Annotated in this window: 14 protein-coding genes; 7 read left to right on the forward strand and 7 right to left on the reverse strand. The window is 34.9% G+C overall.

Annotation, left to right across the window (positions count from 1 at the left end; genetic code table 11):
• Window positions 1-60 precede the first annotated feature (60 nt).
• The 5 genes from ACFS3A_RS20560 to acnA all read left to right on the forward strand — a co-directional run bounded on the left by ACFS3A_RS20560 (window position 61) and on the right by acnA (window position 6,311).
• On the forward strand, window positions 61-681 hold the full coding sequence (locus ACFS3A_RS20560; RefSeq protein WP_379827436.1) for an alpha/beta hydrolase: 621 nt from the start codon (window positions 61-63) through the stop codon (window positions 679-681).
• Window positions 681-1,031 carry a hypothetical protein gene (locus tag ACFS3A_RS20565; protein ID WP_379827437.1) on the forward strand — a complete coding sequence of 117 codons (351 nt, stop codon included), beginning with the start codon at window positions 681-683 and terminating at the stop codon, window positions 1,029-1,031. Before ACFS3A_RS20560 ends, ACFS3A_RS20565 begins: the two co-directional genes overlap by 1 nt.
• A gap of 308 nt (window positions 1,032-1,339) precedes the next feature.
• On the forward strand, window positions 1,340-2,278 hold the full coding sequence (locus ACFS3A_RS20570; protein ID WP_379827438.1) for a ring-cleaving dioxygenase: 939 nt from the start codon (window positions 1,340-1,342) through the stop codon (window positions 2,276-2,278).
• A 143-nt stretch (window positions 2,279-2,421) separates the two neighbouring features.
• The gene (locus tag ACFS3A_RS20575; RefSeq protein WP_379827439.1) at window positions 2,422-3,423 is read left to right on the forward strand and encodes a type I glyceraldehyde-3-phosphate dehydrogenase; all 1,002 of its coding nucleotides are present in this window, start codon (window positions 2,422-2,424) and stop codon (window positions 3,421-3,423) included.
• 113 nt (window positions 3,424-3,536) lie between these two features.
• A complete protein-coding gene (acnA, locus tag ACFS3A_RS20580) occupies window positions 3,537-6,311 on the forward strand; it encodes an aconitate hydratase AcnA (RefSeq protein ID WP_379827440.1) in 2,775 nt (924 codons plus the stop codon).
• Between the two features lie 189 nt (window positions 6,312-6,500).
• Here acnA and ACFS3A_RS20585 read toward each other — a convergent pair whose 3' ends face one another.
• The 5 genes from ACFS3A_RS20585 to ACFS3A_RS20605 all read right to left on the reverse strand — a co-directional run bounded on the left by ACFS3A_RS20585 (window position 6,501) and on the right by ACFS3A_RS20605 (window position 16,713).
• Complete coding sequence (locus ACFS3A_RS20585) at window positions 6,501-7,277, reverse strand: polysaccharide lyase (RefSeq protein ID WP_379827441.1); 777 nt, start codon at window positions 7,275-7,277, stop codon at window positions 6,501-6,503.
• A gap of 298 nt (window positions 7,278-7,575) precedes the next feature.
• Window positions 7,576-9,579 (reverse strand): RagB/SusD family nutrient uptake outer membrane protein, encoded by a 2,004-nt coding sequence (locus tag ACFS3A_RS20590; RefSeq protein WP_379827442.1) that lies wholly within the window; start codon window positions 9,577-9,579, stop codon window positions 7,576-7,578.
• A 13-nt stretch (window positions 9,580-9,592) separates the two neighbouring features.
• Window positions 9,593-12,961 carry a SusC/RagA family TonB-linked outer membrane protein gene (locus ACFS3A_RS20595; protein ID WP_379827443.1) on the reverse strand — a complete coding sequence of 1,123 codons (3,369 nt, stop codon included), beginning with the start codon at window positions 12,959-12,961 and terminating at the stop codon, window positions 9,593-9,595.
• Between the two features lie 626 nt (window positions 12,962-13,587).
• Window positions 13,588-15,861, reverse strand: a complete 2,274-nt coding sequence (gene katG, locus ACFS3A_RS20600) for a catalase/peroxidase HPI (RefSeq protein ID WP_379827444.1) — start codon at window positions 15,859-15,861, stop codon at window positions 13,588-13,590.
• A 408-nt stretch (window positions 15,862-16,269) separates the two neighbouring features.
• Window positions 16,270-16,713 (reverse strand): response regulator, encoded by a 444-nt coding sequence (locus ACFS3A_RS20605; RefSeq protein WP_379827445.1) that lies wholly within the window; start codon window positions 16,711-16,713, stop codon window positions 16,270-16,272.
• 291 nt (window positions 16,714-17,004) lie between these two features.
• Between ACFS3A_RS20605 and ACFS3A_RS20610 the strand changes: the two genes are divergently transcribed.
• Window positions 17,005-17,463: an RNA methyltransferase gene (locus ACFS3A_RS20610; RefSeq protein ID WP_379827446.1), complete on the forward strand. Its 459-nt coding sequence runs from the start codon at window positions 17,005-17,007 to the stop codon at window positions 17,461-17,463.
• 209 nt (window positions 17,464-17,672) lie between these two features.
• Here the strand turns inward: ACFS3A_RS20610 and ACFS3A_RS20615 are convergent, their stop codons facing one another.
• Entirely contained in the window at window positions 17,673-18,698 is a 1,026-nt protein-coding gene (locus tag ACFS3A_RS20615; RefSeq protein ID WP_379827447.1) for an NAD(P)-dependent alcohol dehydrogenase, read from the reverse strand.
• 376 nt (window positions 18,699-19,074) lie between these two features.
• On the opposite strand from ACFS3A_RS20615, the gene ACFS3A_RS20620 reads away from it, so the two are divergent.
• Window positions 19,075-19,656, forward strand: a complete 582-nt coding sequence (locus ACFS3A_RS20620) for a hypothetical protein (RefSeq protein ID WP_379827448.1) — start codon at window positions 19,075-19,077, stop codon at window positions 19,654-19,656.
• Between the two features lie 57 nt (window positions 19,657-19,713).
• On the opposite strand, the gene ppk1 is transcribed toward ACFS3A_RS20620, so the two are convergent.
• Window positions 19,714-21,735 carry a polyphosphate kinase 1 gene (gene ppk1, locus ACFS3A_RS20625; RefSeq protein ID WP_379827449.1) on the reverse strand — a complete coding sequence of 674 codons (2,022 nt, stop codon included), beginning with the start codon at window positions 21,733-21,735 and terminating at the stop codon, window positions 19,714-19,716.
• Between the last annotated feature and the right edge of the window lie 88 nt (window positions 21,736-21,823).

Below are 21,823 nucleotides of genomic sequence, written 5' to 3' on the forward strand. Positions count from 1 at the left end.
CTGAATCTGCGAGAGAAAATCACTTATCCAACTTTCTAATTTTAAAAGAAAACAACAATTATGAATACAGAAATTTTAACCGATGGTATTCCTTTAAACGAAGCTAAAAAAGCTTTAATTATGATTCACGGACGTGGTGCGGGTGCTCATGATATCCTTTCAATAGCAAAACATCTTAAAGTAGATGATTTTGCATTGGTAGCACCACAGGCTGAAAACAGAACCTGGTATCCTTATTCTTTTTTAGCTCCTCTTAATGAAAACGAACCTTCTTTTTCAAAATCACTGGAAGCTATTCACCAGGTTGTGGTGGCAATCCAGCAAAACGGAATCGAAAAAGAGAACATCTATTTCCTTGGATTTTCACAAGGTGCTTGTCTGGCTTTAGAATTTACAGCCAGAAATGCGGCAAAATACGGAGGTGTTGTGGCTTTTACAGGCGGACTTATCGGCGATAAAGTGTATGAAAATCATTATACCGGAAATTTCGAAAACACACCCATTTTCATCGGAACAAGTGATCCTGATTTTCATGTTCCTGTTGAAAGAGTAAACGAATCTGAAGCACTTCTTGAAAAATTAGGCGCATCAGTAACTAAAAAAATCTATCCAAACATGGGACACACTATAAGTCAGGACGAAGTAAATTGTGCCAATGCTTTGATTTTTAATCAAAAATAATGATTACGATAACACGGATTTACAGTGATAGTAGCGGCGAAAGTCATTTTCAAGACTTTGAAGTTATGTTGAAAAACAATGGCGATATCGGTTTTTTATCGGATGACGAACCTGTAAAATCAATCATTTTTAGAGAGGTAAAACCTTATTACGACTATGATTTTCATAATGCACCAGACCGCCAATATATTGTATTACTGGAAGGCGGTGTAGAAATCGAAACTTCTTTGGGAGAAAAAAGAAAATTTGAAACCGGATCCATTTTACTGGTGGAAGACACCACAGGAAAAGGGCATAAAACAAAAAATTTAGAGCCTCAACTTCGAAAATCCATATTTATAAAGTTCTAAACTGCCGGCATTCTGTCGGCTTTTTCATTTATAAATAATTTGCTGGTATTTTACACTGTAATCCTCATCTATTTTCTAAATACAATAACTCATTTAATGAAATGATGATATATCGTAAAAGCAGCAACTATAAAATCAATTAAAATACTAATAAACAAGGCTTTTATATACTTGGAACACTATTTGGCTATAGAGTTTTTGAATAACAAAAGAGGTTTCTTATTTCTTAATCTAGGTTAATCGATCCGGAGCTATAACGGATGTAAATTTGTATAAGAAATCAATAACAATTTAATACTACAAATACCATGGAAAATAAAATTTTAGGCTTACACCATATTACTGCAATTGCAGGTGACGCTAAAAGAAACTTCGATTTTTATTCAAAAATATTAGGATTACGTTTCATTAAAAAAACAGTGAATTTTGACGATCCGGGAACTTACCACTTTTACTTTGGTGATGAGGTTGGAAGTGCCGGAACTATCTTAACTTTTTTCCCTTGGGGAGCAGGAATCCAACAAGGCAGAAAAGGTTCCGGAATGGCTACAGAAATTGGCTATTCTGTTCCAAAAGGAAGTTTGGATTTCTGGCAGAAACGTTTCGAACAATACAATGTTATTTACAACAAACCCGCTGAAAAATTCGGAGAAAAATACCTTACTTTCTTAGATCCGGATGGTTTAAAATTAGAGTTAATCGAATCTAAAACAGAAGATAACCGAAAAGCCTGGGAAACTGATGAGGTTAAAGCGGATGCAGCCACAAAAGGCTTTCATAACATTACACTGACTTTAAACGATATCAAACCAACTGCTGCCGTTTTAACGGAAATCTTTGGTTATCGATTAATCGATCAGGATGTAAACCGTTACCGTTATGCTACAGATGCAGTAGAAAATGCTGCCATTGTTGACTTAGTGGAATTAGCCGATGAAAAAAGAGGTTTGAATGCAAATGGTACGGTTCACCACGTAGCATTCCGTGTCAAAAATGATGAAATTTTAATGCACTTCCGTGAAAAAGTTGAAGCTTACGGATTGTCTATTACTCCACAGATTGACAGACAATATTTCCACTCTTTGTATTTCAGAGAACCGGGAGGCGTTTTATTCGAAATTGCTACTGATAATCCAGGATTTACAGTAGATGAAAGCTTAGAAGAATTAGGTCAAAACTTAAAACTTCCTGCTCAATACGAAGCACACAGAAAGAGCATTGAAGATCATTTGGTTAAAATTAATTAATCAAAAACAGTAAAGCGGGAAATGGAAACATAAAAAAGAGTATTTTTATTAATAAATTGATAATCAGAGTCTTATTTTATGTTTTCATTTTTTTTAGTTTATAATTCAATATCCATACGTAATCCATAAAAACAATTTATATCATGGCAAAAATAGCATTATACGGATTTGGCCGAATCGGGAGACAATTTCTTCGTATCGCCTTAAAAAACAATCTTTTTGTTCCTGAAGTCATTGCAGACATTCAGGATATAGATTTGCTCGGAGCGCTTTTTAGTGTCGACTCCAATTACGGAAGATGGCACGAAGACGTAAAAACGACTGATGAGAATTTTAGTATTGGAGACAGAAAAATTCCGTACAAGAATTCTAAACTGGATATTCCGGATTGGAAAGCTTTGGGAGTTGACCTGGTTGTAGATTGTACCGGACGTGCGACTAACAGAGAAAATGCGCAAAAACACATCGATAAAGGAGCAAAATATGTTTTGGTGAGTGCGCCAAGTAAATCTCTGGCAGATTGTGATGCTGTGCTTTTAAAAGGAATCAATCTCGACGAATTTAACGCAACAAATCACAAGATCATCAGTATGGGAAGCTGTACAACCAATGGCTTAGCTGCGGTTGTAAAAGTTATTAAAGAGAATTTTGGAATTGAATACGGTTTATTTTCAACAGTTCACTCCTACACTAACACACAATCACTGACTGATCAGCCAATGAAAGACAGACGTGATTCCTGGGCAGCGGCAGAAAATATAATTCCGTCCTCATCAGGAGCGGCAAAAGCCCTGCAGTTTATCTGGAGTGATTTAAAAATTACCGGTAAAGCCTACAGAGTTCCAACCAAAACAGGAAGTATTGCCGAATTGAATTTGGTTACAACTAAAGATTGTTCTGTAGAAGAAGTAAATGACGCTTTTAGAAAAGCAGCAAAAGAAGGGGCTTTAAAAGGCGTTTTAGATGTTTTGGAAGAACAATGGAGTTCTGCCAGAATTGTGGGTGATCCGCATTCTTCGATTATTGATTTACCGCTTACTGCCAAACAGGGAAATTTACTTTCTGTAGCGGCATGGTACGATAATGAATGGGGTTTTGCCAACAGACTAGCCGAAGTGGCTCAGTTTATTGCCGCAAAAATATAAATGATATAAAAGCTGTCTAAACTTTAGATAGCTTTTTAACTTTTACTTGTGAGCAAAAACAACATATAAATGCTACCTTTTTATTCCAATTAAATTTTATACCTCTTGACATTATGCAAAACGATATTTACCAGATTAAAAGAGTATTAAAAACGACAGGCAGATCGTTTTCATACTATAGTCTTGCTGAAATGCAGAAACAAGGATTTGAAATCGAAAAAATGCCATTTTCAATTCGAATTCTCCTGGAAAATGTATTGCGAAATTTTGATGATTTTGCGATTACCAAAGAAAATGTTGAAACACTATTAAACTGGAAACCGGAAGCCTCAGATAAAGACATTCCTTTTAAACCGGCAAGAGTTCTTATGCAGGATTTTACAGGTGTTCCTGCTGTTGTTGATATCGCTTCACTTCGTGCAGAAGCAGCGAGAAGAGGAAAAAATCCCGATGCTATTAATCCGCTGATTCCAGTCGATTTGGTGGTAGATCATTCTGTACAGGTAGATTACTTTGGAACAGAATACTCCTATCAGCGTAATATGGATGAAGAATACAAACGCAACAGCGAACGTTACCAGTTTTTGAAATGGGCGCAGGAATCCTTTACTAATTTTAGTGTAGTACCGCCTGGAATGGGCATCTGCCATCAGGTTAATCTTGAATATCTTTCTAAAGGCGTAATAGAACGAAATGGTGAAGTTTTTCCGGATACACTGGTAGGAACTGACAGCCATACGCCAATGGTTAACGGAATTGGAGTTATTGCCTGGGGTGTAGGCGGAATTGAAGCTGAAGCCGCAATTCTGGGTCAGCCAATTTATTTTATTATGCCCGAAGTAATCGGACTTAAACTTACGGGAAAAATACCATTGGGTTCAACTTCAACTGACATGGTATTAACTATTGCAGAACTGCTTAGAAAATATGGAGTTGTTGGCAAATTTGTAGAAGTATTTGGCCCGGGACTTGATAATTTAAGTGTTCCGGATCGTGCCACAATCGGAAATATGTCACCTGAATTTGGATGTACCGTAACATATTTCCCTACAGATGAAAAGACTTTAGAATATATGAGGCTCAGCGGAAGATCGGAAGAGCAAATTCATTTAGTTGAAGATTATTGCAAAGCTAATATGTTATGGCGAAAAGGAGACGAAACCATTACATACAGTCATGTATTGGAACTTGATCTTTCTTCTGTAGAACCCGTAATTGCAGGACCAAAAAGACCTCAGGACAAAATCTTGCTTAAAAATCTGGAACCTGCTTTTGTTGATGCCTTAGATAAAAATTTTGGAAGAAAATATAAAAAACCGGCTAAACAACTTACGACCTGGCTGGCAGAAGGCGGTTCACAACCTTTAAATGAAAGCAAACCTGTTCCTGATGAAGTTCAGATTGATCCTAAAATAGAAAATGGCAGTAAAAGTGTTTCTGTAACTATTGGTTCCGAACAGTTTACGCTATCTGACGGATCAGTTGGTATTGCGGCTATTACTTCCTGCACCAATACATCTAATCCGTATCTGATGATTGGAGCGGGTTTAATCGCTAAAAAAGCCAGAGAAAAAGGTGTCAATGTAAAACCGTGGGTCAAAACATCTCTTGCGCCAGGTTCTAAAGTCGTAACCGATTATTTAATAAAAGCTGATTTATTGAAAGATCTTGAAGCGCTGAAATTTCACGTCGTAGGTTACGGATGTACTTCCTGTATTGGAAATTCAGGTCCGCTTCCACCGCATGTCGCTAAAGCAGCAGATGAAAATGATCTTGTATTGGCATCTGTACTTTCGGGAAACAGAAATTTTGAAGCCAGAATTCATCCACAAATAAAAATGAACTTTCTAATGTCGCCAATGCTTGTGGTTATTTTTGCTATAGCCGGAAGAGTTGATATCGATATTGTAAATGAACCGCTTGCCTATGATTCTAATCTGCTTCCGGTATATCTTAAAGATTTATGGCCAAAAGATGAAGAAATCAGTCAGTTACTAAGTAACGTTCTGACTCCAAAACAATTCGAATCCAGTTATTCAACCATATTTGAAGGCAATCAGATATGGCAACAGCTTGAAATTCCAAATGAAAAAATTTACCGTTGGGATGATAACTCCACTTACATAAAAGAAGCTCCGTTTTTTAAAGATCTTCCGAATCATCCAAAGGCACTTCAGGATATAACAAATGCTCGTACTTTACTTGTTTTAGGAGACAGTGTAACAACCGATCATATTTCGCCTGCAGGTTCATTTAAAGAAAACTCTGCGGCAGGAGGTTATCTATTAAGCCGCGGTGTCGAAAAGAATGATTTCAATTCATACGGATCACGTCGTGGTCATGATGAAGTAATGATCAGAGGAACATTTGCAAATGTTCGTATCAAAAATGGATTAGCGAAACAGGAAGGTGGTTTTACAACTTTTCTTCCAACAGGAGAGGAAATGAGTATTTACGAAGCTTCTGTTAAATATAAAGAAACACAAACACCTTTAATTATTCTGGCCGGAAAAGAATACGGAAGCGGCTCATCCAGAGACTGGGCTGCCAAAGGAACTTTTCTTCTTGGCGTAAAAGCAGTACTGGCGGAAAGTTACGAAAGAATTCATCGTAGTAATCTGGTTGGAATGGGCGTTTTGCCTTTACAGTATAAAAATGGTGAAAATGCGGCAAGCTTAGGACTTACCGGTAAAGAAATCTTCAGTATAAACGGAATTGCAGAAGATATTTATCCTTTAAAAGAATTATCAATTACGGCTCTTAAAGAGAATGGCGAAGTTTTTAATTTTAGTGCAATAGCAAGACTGGACTCACAGATTGAAATCGAATATTATAAAAATGACGGAATACTTCAATATGTTCTGAGACAATTTCTTCACAAATCATAAATAAGGAATTATTCTTATTATAAAAAAACTCCATAACAATAAAGAAAATTTTCAATTTGTTATGGAGTTTTAATAGTATTAGTCAAATGTGTCAATTACCCGACAATGTTCTGTTACTTTAATTTCCGGAAAGAAAACAGCATCATGCTATTTATCACATCTTTTGTACTTTTTTAAAACGTTAAAATACTACAACGCATCCCAGGATGCGCTAGGATAATAAATAGAACTTGTTACCGGAGCTTTCCAGTATTCCTGACTTCCGCCACGGAAAGTATGCAGACTTACGGCATTAACATTTCGTTTAGCATCGTTAGTTACCCAGCGAATTTTTTGATTCAGTATCTCTGTACCATTCACATAATATTTAACATAACCATCCGTATTAGATCCTGTATTTAACTTAACTGATATTTGACAGTTATACGTCACACCTTCCTGGATATAATACTTTTTCCCAAAATCATTACCGTATTGTCCCGGCTGATCTCTATAATAAACATAAGGTTGAAGATAAGCCCCGCTTCCTTTTGCAGAATTTGATCCATTTGGACAATACCACATAAATCTGGCACTACCACCATTACCGTCCCATCCAGGGTCTCCTCCGGTATTTTGGTCACCAATTAATATACCATATCCGCATTTTCCACCTCTGCTCCAATAAAATCCTGAATTAAATTTTATCTGGAACCAAACAGTGTAAACGCCTGTTGACCAAACACCATAAGATGTGCATAAACCACCGGGACAAGATAATGTATTGGTTTGTAATGTAATCGTCCTAGCTCCGGTACTGCCTTTTGCTGTAGTGCTGGTGTTAGTTGAAACGGTTTCTTTCTCAACTGCCTGCGTCAGTTCTTTTTCAGTACTTTGCGGCTCATTTAAATCTTGTTCCTTTTCACAAGAATTAAACACCAATACTGTAATAAATAACAAACTTGTTAATTTTAATAGTTTTCTCATTTTTCAAACTTTAAGGTTAGTAAATAATTGATAGTTAGTTAATAATAGATAGTGATTAGTAATTGACTATGTAAAGTTGATTAATAATAATTTTCATTAGGAGTAACAAAATCCGTTTTTACGTACACAAAAATCCAGCTTAATATATTTTGAATATATTCTTAAAAGGAATTACTCTTTTTAAAAGAAGAGAAAAAAACAAATCCTAAAAAAAAAACGAGTTAAATGAATTAACTCGTTTTTGCTTTAGTTTTCTTTGAATATTATAAAGCTATTTATTTAATAAAATACTCAGGATTTAGATTTTACTTTCATCTTCAACGGCATCCTGCCACTTATCCCATACTTTAACAGCAGCATTGTATCCATCATAACCAAAGTTCTGACTTAACTGACCTTTAATATTAGGCTCAATAGCAAGTCTGAAAGGAATTGGCCAGTAATTATTACGTTTATCCATAGAATAAAACTTTACGCCTGGTTTAAGAGAGATACCTGCAGGATATTTATTGTAAAGTGTATAATGAACAATACGTTGCCACCAATAACTACCTCCTGCTGCATCTTTTCCGGATTGCTTATCCCAATTGTCTTTGCTATAAGTATTTCCCCATTCATCTGGTTTTCCGCTAAGAGCCAAACAGTGAGAAATACGCTTTAACTCGACATTTCGCCATTCTTCCATATAAAGCTCCCTGCCTCTTTCTGCGCAAATATCACCAATGGTTACTGTGGTATACATTTGTGAAGCTTTTGCTCTTGTTCTTACAACATTTACATCCTGCGCAGCACCGGAAGTATTACCCTGATAAAAACGCGCTTCGGCACGCAATAGATACGTTTCAGCTAAACGATAAATGTACATGTGTGCACTGGATCCTGCAGTAGCACCCTGAAAATCATTTGCCGCAGGATTAGCTTCAGCTACTACATCATGATAATAGATTTTATAATGTGGAAAATCAAACCAGTCACGAATAGAATCTTGTGCCAACAATTTGCCTGTAGCATCTTTCATTCTAAAATTTTGACCAGCCCATGCAGCACTTCCACCAGCTCCCGGAGCGTATTTAAGATCTTCCATATTCACCCAGTTACCAACAGTACTGTTATGTCTAAGGTCTACCTTATCCTCAACACCATTTACAACCCACATGGGATGCTGTGAATAATAAGAACCGCTGATTGTACCAATACCACGTCCTATTGCTCTTTGATAATCATATTTTACATTATAATTGGTTTTATCCGTCAATGGAAAACGAGGTGCTGCTGTTTTACCATCAGGCGTAATCAAATTCGCATCATTCCAGTTTGGGCCAAAAATTCGCATTGAAGAAAACGCTAAAAAGGATTGTGCTTCTCCATTTGGTGCAACCAAAATAGCTTCAGTATTAGCAGCAATCACCTTATTCTCTGGTCTGTGAAGGTCCCAAATTACATTTCTTGTAATTGGCCATGCAGTAGGATTTCCTCCCGGATCAAAAATTCCTAAAGTATTTTGTACCAAAGAATAACCTGATTGATTAATCAAAATAGTAGCTTGCGCCTCAGCCTCAGCAAATCTGCCTGATGCTAAATAACACTTAATTAATAATTGACGGCAAGCACCTTTACTCACCATGCCAACATAACCTATTTTTGACTGTTCCGGAACCCATTGTACCGCTTTCTCCATATCTGCCGTAATCATTTCAATGATGGCTTCTTTTTTAGTAGAATAATAACTCTGCTTTGGTACTTCCAAAATTTTAGTAATCAAAGGTATATCTCCAAATTGATACACCAGATTAAGATAACGATACGCTCTGTGAAAATAAGCCTGTCCAATATATTTATTTTTAACCTCTTCTGACAAACTTGTCACATTGCCAATGTAGGTTAATACCGTATTAGCATTCTTAATCCCTGTGTAGGCCTCTGTCCACATAAATCCAAGATAAAGAGATTCGCCACTTGGATCTCTTCTAAAATCTCCCGTAGGAACAATAGTGTTAGCATAATCCGCGATATTACTACCTGTATCTGTTTTACCATATTGCGCCATGTCAGAGAATAGATATTCTGTCCCGATAGGTACACTTACTCCTGAATACCCATAGTGAATATAATTATTACGCAGTTGTTTATCGCACAATGCTAAAGTTGCCTGTAAACCGGCTTCTGTAGAAAATGTAGTTTCCGGTTCGTAAAACGAAAGCGGATCTGCTTCGAGAAAATCTTTAGAACAAGAACCAGACAACACTACCAATAATGCAAAAGGCACTAGTCTTGTAATTTTATTTTTTATATATTTTTTCATTATTGAATAAATTTTAAAGTTGGAAATTAAAGCCTAAATTAAACTGTCGCGTAGCCAATCCGCCTGTTTCCGGATCTCCAAAATATTTCCATTCTTTTGAAGCAGACCATGTTGCTACATTTTGAACTGACGCATAAATCTTTATATTTTTAATACGTACCCGGTCTAAAAGATCTCTTGGCAGTGTATAGGCTAATGAAACATTGTCTAAACGAATAAAACTGCGATCATATAATCTTCCCGGTGCAACCGGAGTTCCTGCAGGTCCTTTGGCATCAAGACGAGCCCATTGGTTAGTTGGGTTATCAAGAGTCCAATACGGATTTACGTATGGATTGAAGTTGAATTTATATAAACTGGCATCATTAAAAGTATTCATGTAATTTGAATTGAGTGATTTACCCCCCATATTGGAATACATACTGATTCCCAAATCCCAATTTTTATAAATCTTAAAATCATTTCGCATCGACCATTGTACCGGAGAATTATAATTACCTAAAAACTGTTTGTCTTTTTCATTATAAACTGCTTTTTTATAAGGTTGTCCATCTGCATCTACGGCATCTATATCATCGGCAGTATAACTGTTTGCAACTTTTGGATCTCCGGGACGCTGTCCGTATTTCTGAGCCTCTTTCCATTCCTCTTTTTGCCAGATTCCGGTTACCCTATAATCCCAGATTTGAGTGATTGGTCTTCCTATGAACCATCCATTGGCTGAATCATTTCCTTCTTTTTTACCAATAACATTCCCATTATCATCCTTAATATCTACCATGTTACCATACAATGACACAATTTTATTCTCGTTGTACGATATTCCCAACGTAGTACGCCATTCAAAGTTTGGTTTTTTCATATTAAGTGTACTAAGACTTAATTCAACTCCTTGATTCTGAACTTCTCCAAGATTAGTTGCAATAGATGAAAAACCAGTAAAACCAGGCAGGGACTGACTCATAATCATATCATGGGTTGACGCCTTGTAAAAATCTAAAGTTGCAGTAATACGATCTTGTAAAAATCCTAAGTCAAGACCAATATTTGTTGATGTTGTTTTTTCCCATTCCAGATTTGGATTTGCCATACGATCAAGCGCCAAATACTTTATTTCAAGTGCTTTTCCTGAAGGATCCAAATACCCCATTGTTCCGGTATTTACTAAGTTTGCCAAAGAAATGTAAGGATCTGCAAGTGATCTGTTTCCATTTTTACCCCAGGACATACGTAATTTACCTGTACTCATGGCATCCCAATTAAACCATTTCTCATTTTTAAAGTTCCATGCAACTCCAAAAGAAGGAAAAACTGCATACGGATTTGAAGCACCAAATGCTGAATATCCATCACGACGTACAGTAGCAGTCAACATATAACGGTTATCAAACGAATAGAAAAGTCTGGCCATCAAACCATCTGCCGTTTCGTGTGAATCATATGATCTAATTGCACTATTAGCCATTGTTGCGGTATTTACAAGGTGAAACCCTAAAGCATCTGAAGGCTGAATATTATAAGCATCCATTCCGTCTGACCAATAACGACGTTCTTCAGCTTCCTGAACAAAAGTCGCTACTATGTGATGCTTTTCAGCAATTGTATAATCCCAGGCTAATGTATTATTCAGGTTGTAATCGAATCTTGTTGCATTATTTCTATTTACTCCAGTAGTAGCGGCAGGCCAGTTTGGATTCTGTGTGGATCTGAAATAACGATCGTGAAAAAATTGATAACGAGGAGCAATATTAAATGAATATGTAATCCCTAAAGGTAAAGTTATCTTTGCATTGAAAATGGTATTCAATGTTGTGTAGCCTGTCTCTTTATCAATGAATTGACGTTCGTAGTAATAGTTATAATTCTGTCCGGAAACATTTTTCCCCATTGGCTGCCTTTCATAATTGCCATTTGCATCTCTAAAAGTTCCAAAAGGACTTGTTCTCATCATATTATTATCTCCTGCATTTGTCCCTAAAGAAGGCGTTACATCTCCATCTGAACGATCCTGAAAATTAACGTTTGCTCCAAGGTCAAGCCAATCTGTAATTTTAGCATCAATTTTCATATTAGAACGAGCTGATTTATAATTATTTCCTACAATCGCTCCTTCTGAGGTCAAATAACCAAAAGACATATAATAATTAACCTTGTCACTTGCTCCGGAAAAACTCAAATTATTATCATGATTAATTCCTGTTCTAAAAGAGCTATTACTCCAATCGTGTGTTTTATCTGCTAAAAAATTAGCCATCAACGAAGGATCAAAATTCAATCCTAAACGTGCTCCCCATACTTCTTTAGCACTTTTTCCTGTTGTCTGAGAAGCTGGCTGATAGGCTAACCATTGTGCTTCAGTAATGCCCCATTTGGATAAATCATTCGGATTTGAAAAATATCCGGGCTTACCATTAGCAACTGTTCCTGCAATAAAAGGCTCATATTGTCCGGTTGTTGTGTTGACACCATACGTTTGGGCAGTTTCCCAATCTTCACGGTATTTTAAATATCCTTCCGGAGAATACACACCGCGATAAGCACTCTTATTGCTAATTGTTGTGTTTGTCGTAAAACTAACTATAGGTTTTCCTGTTTTACCTTTTTTAGTTGAAATAAGAATAACCCCTGCTGCTGCTCTCGCTCCATATACTGATGCAGCTGATGCATCTTTTAAAATATCAAGCTGGGCAATATCGTCAGGATTGATTTCTGAAAGCTCACCGTAAAACTGCATTCCGTCTAAAATGATAAGTGGCGAATTATGGCTTCCTCCGGTATAAACAGAAGTCTGTCCTCGAACCTGTATACTTCCCCCTCCTTTTGCACTAGGGTCATACCCCACTCTTACACCGGGAGTACCTCTTAATATATCCTGAACAGTTTGCGGATTCTGGTTTGCTAATTTCTCAGGTGTAACCTGAACGACTGCTCCCGTTAAATCCTTTTTCTTCATTTTACCATAACCTACAACTACAACTTCTTCTAATGATGCAGTTGCTCTTTGCATTTTTACATTTACAGTCGCTTTACCTTTTACAGCAACTTCAGTATTGGTATATCCTAAAAAAGAGAATACTAATACTGCATTTTCATTTTCTACTTTTAAAGTAAATTTTCCGTCAAAATCAGTTAAGGCAGCATTTTTACTTCCTTTTTCTAAAACGGTTACTCCCGGAAGTGGTAAACCATTTTCATCATTGACCTGTCCGCTAATACTTTTTTGCTGTTGTACATTTTGCGGTTTTGTCACACCTTCTGAACTAATGGCGTATCCCTGGACTTGAGATAAAGAAAACAAGACACAGAAAATCATCATCTTTGTTTTCCAATTAAATCCGGACACACCATTAGGATCATTTTTAATCCTAATAAAATTTGTCATTTTGATTTGGTAATTTGGTTAATTAAATAGTTAGTTTTTGAAAATTATCTGAGATTGATTTATATTAGATCAATTCGTAATTCGGGATGCAAATTTGGATAATAATGATTTTTAGAAGGAGAAATAAAATACGTTTTTAGGGATAAAATAGTATTGTGGGTATATTTTAACCCGTATTTATCATAAAAAAATTACATTATTCAAAAAATAGAAGACATAAAATGTATTTTATACAATTATTAAATAATTAATATAAACTATCTCAAATTAAATACAATTCGATTTTAAAAGTGAAAAAATAATTTCAAAGCAGGGTGCTCAAATCATTCAAATGGCAAGAAGTTAGCCGGGAAAATAAGTAAAAGAAAATTATACCGTTACTAAAAAGTTACTTTCTGCAGAAATAAATACTCCTGTAGAAGGAAAACCTTAAATTTTAAACTCTGTTTAGAAAGCAAAAACCTGATTGATTACTAATTTTTAATATAAACCGTCTTTTTGTTTAAGAATTACTGAATTCCGTCAACTGAAAGTTCTCTCCTTAACAAATTAGAAATAAATTATTTAAAGCATAAAAAAGACGCCTAAATTGGCGTCTTTTATAAATTTATAATAATAGCTACTAATTAAGCCAGATCAAATCGATCCAGATTCATCACTTTATTCCATACGTTGATAAAATCATTTACAAATTTTTCATGTGCATCGGCACTTGCGTATACTTCTGCTACAGCTCTTAATTCTGAATTAGATCCAAAAACAAGATCTGCACGTGTTGCAATCCATTTTGGCTGGCCTGTGCTTCGGTCATTTCCTGCATACAATTCTTTATCATTTGAAACAGCCTGCCATTGTGTATTCATATCCAATAGATTGATATAAAAATCATTGGTCAGCTGCCCAGGACGATGTGTGAAAACACCATTTTTGGAACCATCTGTATTTATATCAAGAACACGCAGACCTCCTAAAAGCACTGTTAATTCTGGTGCTGTAAGAGTCAACAAATTAGCTTTATCGATCAAAAGTTCTTCTGTTGTAACAGCTGATTTTGTTTTTCTGTAATTTCTAAAACCATCCGCTTTAGGTTCCAGATATCCAAATGATTCAACATCTGTTTGTTCTGCAGATGCATCCATACGTCCCGGAGTAAAAGGAACTGCAACAGAATATCCGGCTTCTTTAGCAGCTTTTTCAACTCCGACAGAACCTGCCAAAACAATTAAATCAGCCAATGAAACTTTTTTTCCATCATTTTGTGAATTATTAAATTCTGTTTGAATGCTTTCCAGTTTATTTAATACCTGCACAAGTTTTGCAGGATTATTTACCTCCCAGTCTTTTTGCGGTGCCAGTCTGATTCGTCCTCCATTTGCACCTCCACGTTTATCTGAACCTCTAAATGTAGAAGCCGAAGCCCATGCTGTAGAAACTAACTGAGCGGTAGTTAGACCTGAGTTTCCTATTTTCTCTTTCAGATTTGTTATGTCATTTTTATCTATTAATTTGTGATCTGCTTCCGGAATAGGATCCTGCCACAATAATACTTCCTGAGGAACATCCGGGCCTAAATAACGAGCACGTGGTCCCATATCACGATGTGTCAACTTAAACCAAGCTCTGGCAAATGCATCGGCAAATTCGTCCGGGTTTTCCAAAAAGCGACGTGATATTTTTTCATACTCCGGATCCAGCCTTAATGACAAATCGGTAGTAAGCATAGTTGGGAGGTGTTTTTTTGTACTGTCAAAAGCATCCGGAATAATAGCTTCTGCATCTTTTGCTACCCATTGATGAGCACCAGCCGGACTTTTAGAAAGCTCCCATTCAAAAGCAAATAAATTTTCGAAGAAATTATTACTCCATTGAGTTGGTGTTTTAGTCCAGGTAACTTCTAATCCACTTGTTATGGCATCGGCACCTTTTCCTGAGCCAAAGCTATTCTTCCAACCAAAACCTTGTAACTCTAAACCTGCTGCTTCCGGTTCTTTATCGACATGATCCGAAGAAGCTGCACCATGAGTCTTACCAAAAGTATGTCCGCCTGCAATTAATGCAACCGTTTCCTCATCATTCATTGCCATTCGGCCAAATGTATCTCGTATATCTTTTGCAGCTAAAATTGGATCCGGATTTCCGTCAGGCCCCTCCGGATTCACATATATTAGTCCCATTTGAACAGCTGCAAGTGGTTTTTCTAAATTTCTGTTGTGAACATTTCCATCAGCATCATCATCTGAAGAAACTACTCCATGATCTTTTGGCACTCCTTCGGAGCCATTATTATAGCGTTCATCCCCTCCTAACCAGGTAGTTTCGGAACCCCAGTAAACAGATTCGTCCGGTTCCCATACATCGGCTCTGCCTCCGGCAAATCCAAATGTTTTAAACCCCATTGATTCTAAAGCTATATTTCCTGTCAGTATCATTAAATCTGCCCACGAAATTTTCTGTCCGTATTTTTGTTTAATGGGCCAGAGAAGTCTTCTGGCTTTATCAAGACTCACATTATCAGGCCAGCTGTTTAAAGGTGCAAAACGCTGCTGTCCTGCCCCTGCACCACCGCGTCCATCGTGTACACGATAAGTTCCGGCACTGTGCCACGCCATACGGATAAAAAGGCCTCCATAATGGCCAAAATCAGCAGGCCACCAATCTTGCGAATCTGTCATCAGTTCATGAAGATCTTTTTTTACTGCTTCAAGATCAAGACTTTTAAAGGCTTCTGCATAATCAAAATCCTTATTAAGAGGATTTGATAAAGATGAATTCTGCCTCAGGATATTCACTTTTAACTGTTTCGGCCACCAGTCATTATTTTTTGTGCCTGATGCAGCCTGATTGTCCATACTGCCATTGTGAAAAGGACATTTACTAATGTCGTTTGATTGATTCTCCATAATTTGAATTTTATTTTTTTACTAATTTACTAAGTATAGAAAGAGAAAATTCTGAGTGTTTATCATTTCTAATTCTCCACTGATAGATAAAATTTATTGAAAGACGTTTTAGAATTAATTTTATCATTACAAAATAATAAAGAGTATCCTTTAATAATCAAGGATGTAAAATCAAATAATTAAGCTTTTTTATATTTGATTAAGCTTTTTTTAACCCCATATTAAAGTTAGCATTTTTTCAACAAATATTTGAATCCTGCTCACTCATAAAACAATCATTTATGAAAAGTCTCTGGTATCGATTTCATTTGTCGAAATATCAATACTTAATCGCTATATAAATTTGAGAAAAATAGAGTAATAATACTAACCTAAACTTTTTGAAAGAGAGGCAGTGAATTAAAAAGACTAAGCCAGCATAAAATATTTTATATCTTTTTTCAGATTTTTAAAATCATTAAAAATTCTTGTTAACAATTCTTTCAACCCCTGATAAGTTCCGGGTTTTACAGCATAAAAATCTGCCCCAAGCTTATATGAAATTTTTATATGTATGGAGCTGCTGCTGGTCGAAAGCATTATGATTTTTAACTTCTTTAAATTTCCGTAGGTATTTCGAATTTCTTTAAGGCATTCAAAGCCGTTTTTGCATGGCATATTGATATCCAAAAAGATAATTTCAGGAAGTTGCTCCGCTTTATTGAGGGTGTCAATAAGATCATTTCCATCAACAGTCTGCACTACAGAAACTGGCAGATTTAATTCCTCTACTGCATCAAGAAACAGTATTCTGTCATCCTCATCGTCATCGGCCAAATAAATAATTCTATTAAAATGCTGCTCTTTTGACATAGTTTTTAATTTATAATGCTGTTAAAGAAAAATGCGGAACTATCCTTAAATAACTTACACTTTTAAAAAACTATAACCCGAAAATGATGATTATAGAATAGTTTATCTATAAATATAATCATTTTTTCTAAGAAAACACTTTCAAAACAATAGAAGTTTTGCAGACCTGCCTCAACTTATCGTTTTTAGCTGTATGTTTTCCATTAGATTTTAAAATTACAATCTGATAATGTCTTTCTTTCATTTCAATAAAAAATTGATTTATGTAGTAACAGTTTGTACTTTTGTACTATGAATGATAATTTTATAAATGAGTATTTTGGCATAGGAATACAAAATGGTAAAACCCCTGAAAACTTAGGTGTTTTGTGGAGATCAGCTCAAAACATGGGTGCTACTTTTATATTTACCATAGGTAATCGATATGCCAAACAAGCATGTGATACTCATGACGCAGTAAAAGCAATTCCTTATTTTCATTATGAAACTTTTGAGGCTTTTTTTGAAAATCTACCTAAAGGCGCGCGATTGGTTGGGGTTGAATTATCTGAAAAAGCTACCGATTTAGAAACTTTTGAACATCCGAGACGCTGTGTTTATTTATTGGGTGCTGAAGATCACGGTTTATCTAAAAAAGCAATGGATAAATGCCATTCTTTAGTAAAGTTTAAGTCAGAAAAAAGTTTGAATGTAGCAGTAGCAGGAACTATTGTAATGTACGATAGAAATTTGCCTAAACCCCGCTCTTAAATTAAAACTAATATCTACATTTTACCTTTAGTTACTCTACTTAATAGTATCCAAAGGCTGAATTTAAAAAAAGTTAAGTAGCATTACAACATTTAAGAGATCTATTATTTCAAAAAAAAAGTGCCACTAAAAAATGACACTTTTTATCTATTCACAATAATTTTAATCCTAATTATAATAAGCTACAAAACCGATTGTAGCCAATTTATTTATGGAATTAATACAGCTCGTCCTTTAATTTGTCCTTGACGCATTTTATCATAAACTTCGTTTGCCTGTTCTAAGTCAAACTTTTCAATTTCAATATGTATTTTTTTCTGGCTTGCGAGCCCTACAACTTCCATTAATTCTGTACGAGATCCCCAATACGGATTTGTCATTGTAACACCAAAAGGAAGTCCGTTCATACTATATTGGTAATATCCTCCTCCAAGTCCTACTATGGTCAGATCACCATCCATGCCTATAACTTTAGTTCCGAGGTCTATTGTAGAAGTTGCCCCTACAAAATCCAAAACCACTTTAGCCTTTTTTATTCCGGTAATTTTTAGAATTTGCTCTGCTGCATCTGCATCTTTAGAGTTTACTGTATGAGCTGCACCTAATTCTTTAGCAAATGTAAGCTTATCTTCAGTTACATCACAGGCAATTATAGATGCTCCGGATGTTTCTCTTAAGATCTGAATGGCAACATGTCCTAACCCACCTACTCCTATAACTACTACATATTCATCCGGCATAAGTTTAGGCAGAGATCTTTTAATCGCTGAATAAGGTGTCAAAGCGGCATCTGTCAACGGTGCTGCTATAACAGGATCCAAATCAAAAATGGGTACCAATAGTCTTGAAGACGGCACAAGCATATATTCTGCCATACCACCATTAAGTCCAAGTCCTCCGCCATAACCAAGTTCGCTTTGGTGGTCACAATAATTTTCTTTAGACTGCTGGCAAGGTTTACAATGTCCGCATCCCCAAGGTCCATATACTAATACGGCATCCCCTTTTTTATAATCTTTAACAGTGTCGCCAACTTCTTCGATCCAGCCGGCATTTTCATGTCCGAGCGTAAATACAAGGTCTCCAACTGTACCTTCATCAATAATATGCAGATCAGAATGGCAGACTCCTGCTCCACCAATCTTTAATAAAACTTCATCTCCTTTAGGAACAGGTTTTTCTAAATCATTAACAACTCTTACATCCTTATGTCCAAAATAACGTACTGCTTTCATAATTTATTTTTTTAATATCAAACAATTTACGCCAAAATGCCGAATTTTTAGAGAAACTGATTTTTAAACTTATGTTAATAATGAACATTCATTAAAATGAAAAAAAGCTAAATAAATTTATAGTTCAAGAAAAAATCTGGCAGGTAAAGCGTATCCAACAAAAATTATCAAAAACATAAACAAAACACTCTAAATCTTTTGCTTCTAAAAACATTAATATAGCCTTTCTAAATTTCAGAAAAATTAAATACTCCGTTTTTTTGTATAATAAAAAAGTTTTAAACAACTGTATATCAAAAAAATATTTAACTTTAACGTTCCCTCATCTAAACTCAGATTTATAATCTGAACAGCCTGACCATCTAAATTTTATAATATGAAATGGTTTGTTAATTTAGGATTTCCGTTTAAAGGCAAAATTGTGGAGCAAAATATCCATCAGAATTCAGCTGACTTAGAAAAAGGGAAAGAACTTTATCTTTCCCGTCAATTTTCTGAAGCATTGTCTTATCTGGACAATGCAGTAAACTCCGGATTTGATAGCACGGTATATGAGTTGAGGGCAAAATGTTTTCAGAAACTCAATTATCATTACAAAGCTATTGACGACTTTGATAAAGTCATAGAAGATAATCCGCTAGAGTTTTCATATTACTACAGTCGTGCCGTTTCTAAAAATGCGATTGAAGATATCAGCGGACAGATCGAAGATCTTCAAAATTGTATTTACTACTACAAAAAAAATAAAAACATAGAAAGTGGTATTTTAAAAAATCTTGAAACCGATTTGATCACAGCCGGAAAATATGTCGAAGGCGTAAAAAATACTATTACTTCGGTTCATAATGTTTCTTACATCGAAATAAAAAACCTCATTAACGAATGTCTGCTTCAAATAAAAAGAATCCGACTTAAAAGCAGAAGATTTAAACCACAAAAAACGACGGAATTCTTTTAAGGAACTAATACTTCTAATGAATATCATACATTTCTCTTTTTCTAACATCAAGATAATTTAAAACGTACTGTTAGTATGGGCTATCCAGTTGTAAGTTTGAATTTGAGCCCGTCTGGGAACATCAATATTTAGAATATCCAATTCATTAATTCCTTCGCTGTTTATAATTCTTCTTTTGGTATTGTCTTCTAACTGCAGTTGGATTACTTTATTTATTTCTTCAATATGTTTTTCATCATATAATGGAAAGGCTACTTCTATTCTTCTGTTTAAATTTCTGCTTAACATATCGGCAGATGATAAATAAATCTTGCTCTGTCCGTTATTAGCAAATTTATAGATTCTGGAATGCTCTAAAAACATATCCACAATACGGTATATTTTTATGTTTTCAGAAACTTTTTTTATTTCCGGCAATAATGTACATATTCCTCTGACTATTAATATTATTTCGACATCTGCCTTACTTGCTTCAATCAGTTTGTCAATTATATCTTTCTCATCCAGTCCATTTACTTTTAAAAATACCGAAGCTGGTTTCCCTGCTTTCTTATTTTTTATTTCGGTATCAATCAATTCGAGTAATTTCTCTTTCATATTAAAACCTGCTGCCAAAATATGTTTAGGTTCTTTTCCTTTCTTCTTGGTTTTTAAAAATGTAAAGACTTTTTTTAAATCATTGATATATTTAGTATCTGCGGTAAAAAACCCAAAATCTGAATAAACATTTGCTGTGTTTTCATTAAAATTTCCGGTTGACAAATAAGCGTAATTCTTTTTATTATCGTATTTATCTTTCATCGTCACCATAGCCACTTTTGCATGCACTTTTAAATTAGGCAGACTCTGAATAATTTTTATACCTGCATTTTTCATTTCCTTAGACCAGAACAAATTATTATGTTCATCAAAACGTGCTTTTACTTCTACAAAAACAGTCACTTTTTTTCCATTCCTTGCAGCACTAATTAAAGCATTTGCAATTAACGACTGAGAAGAAATACGATACAATGTAATTTTGATTTCAGTAACATTTTTATTAATTGCTGCCTGGTTAAAAAACTGCAATACGTAATAATACGATTGATAAGGAAACTGAAGCAATTGGTTTTGTTTTTTTATTACATCAAAAATCGACTTGCTGTTTTCAAATGCAAGATGCGGAAGACCAGGATAAACTTTTCCCTTTAATTTTGGTTTGACCGGATTTGGAAACCTGAATAAATCATAAAAATTATGATGGCTTCCTCCTTTTATCATTTCACTCTTGTAAAGTTTAAACGCTTTTCTGCATATCGAAACAGAATCTGCATCCATATTGGAATCGTAAAGAAATCTTGTGGCCGAACCTTTTTTACGCTCTTCTACTTTGGCTTCTATTTTTGCTATTAAATCTCCGGAATTTTCATCTTCAATCAGATAATTTTCATCACGGTTTAATTTAATCGCATTACAGGAAATAATTTTTTCTGTCGGAAATATTAATGATAGGCATTTTCTAATTATAGTATCAATTGAAATAATATAATGTTTATCCTCCAGACTTTCTAATTCTTTAAAACGCTCCACTTTATCAGAAGGAATATTCAAATAAGCAAAATTATAATCGCCTTTACTGTCTTTCAATTTTACCAGAAAATATAAGCTTCGATTATTTAAAAAATAAGTTTTAGGCTGATTTACAGTGATGTAAATAACCTGAATATAAGAAAGAATAATGCTTTTAAAATAATACTCAATCTCATTCAAATGTTTTGGAATTATTTCCTGATACTCATAATATATAATATCATTTAAAGCTAATTCGGTAAGAATTGAATAACTCCATATTTTTCCGAATCTATTTTGCTGTAGGTCAACTTCCTTTAAAATATCTGCTAATAACTCGTTGTTTTTCCTGGTATTTTTTTTATACAGTTTGTTTATTTTGACTCTAAAAAACTCATCTAAATTAGACGAATGGATCGCTAAAAATTTGATTCTGTCATACAATGAATTACTTAGATTTTCAGCTTCATCCAAAATACAATTGTTAAAAGAAAGCCATGAAATTTCTGAAGGAATAAGATAGTTTTGCACGTTTTATATTTTAATGTTTAAAATTAAATTAGCGACACTAACTTCGTAAATTTCAGTGATTAATTATTTTTTATTTCTTCATAAAACA

Source organism: Flavobacterium notoginsengisoli, from assembly GCF_042686225.1.
Lineage (GTDB): Bacteria > Bacteroidota > Bacteroidia > Flavobacteriales > Flavobacteriaceae > Flavobacterium > Flavobacterium notoginsengisoli.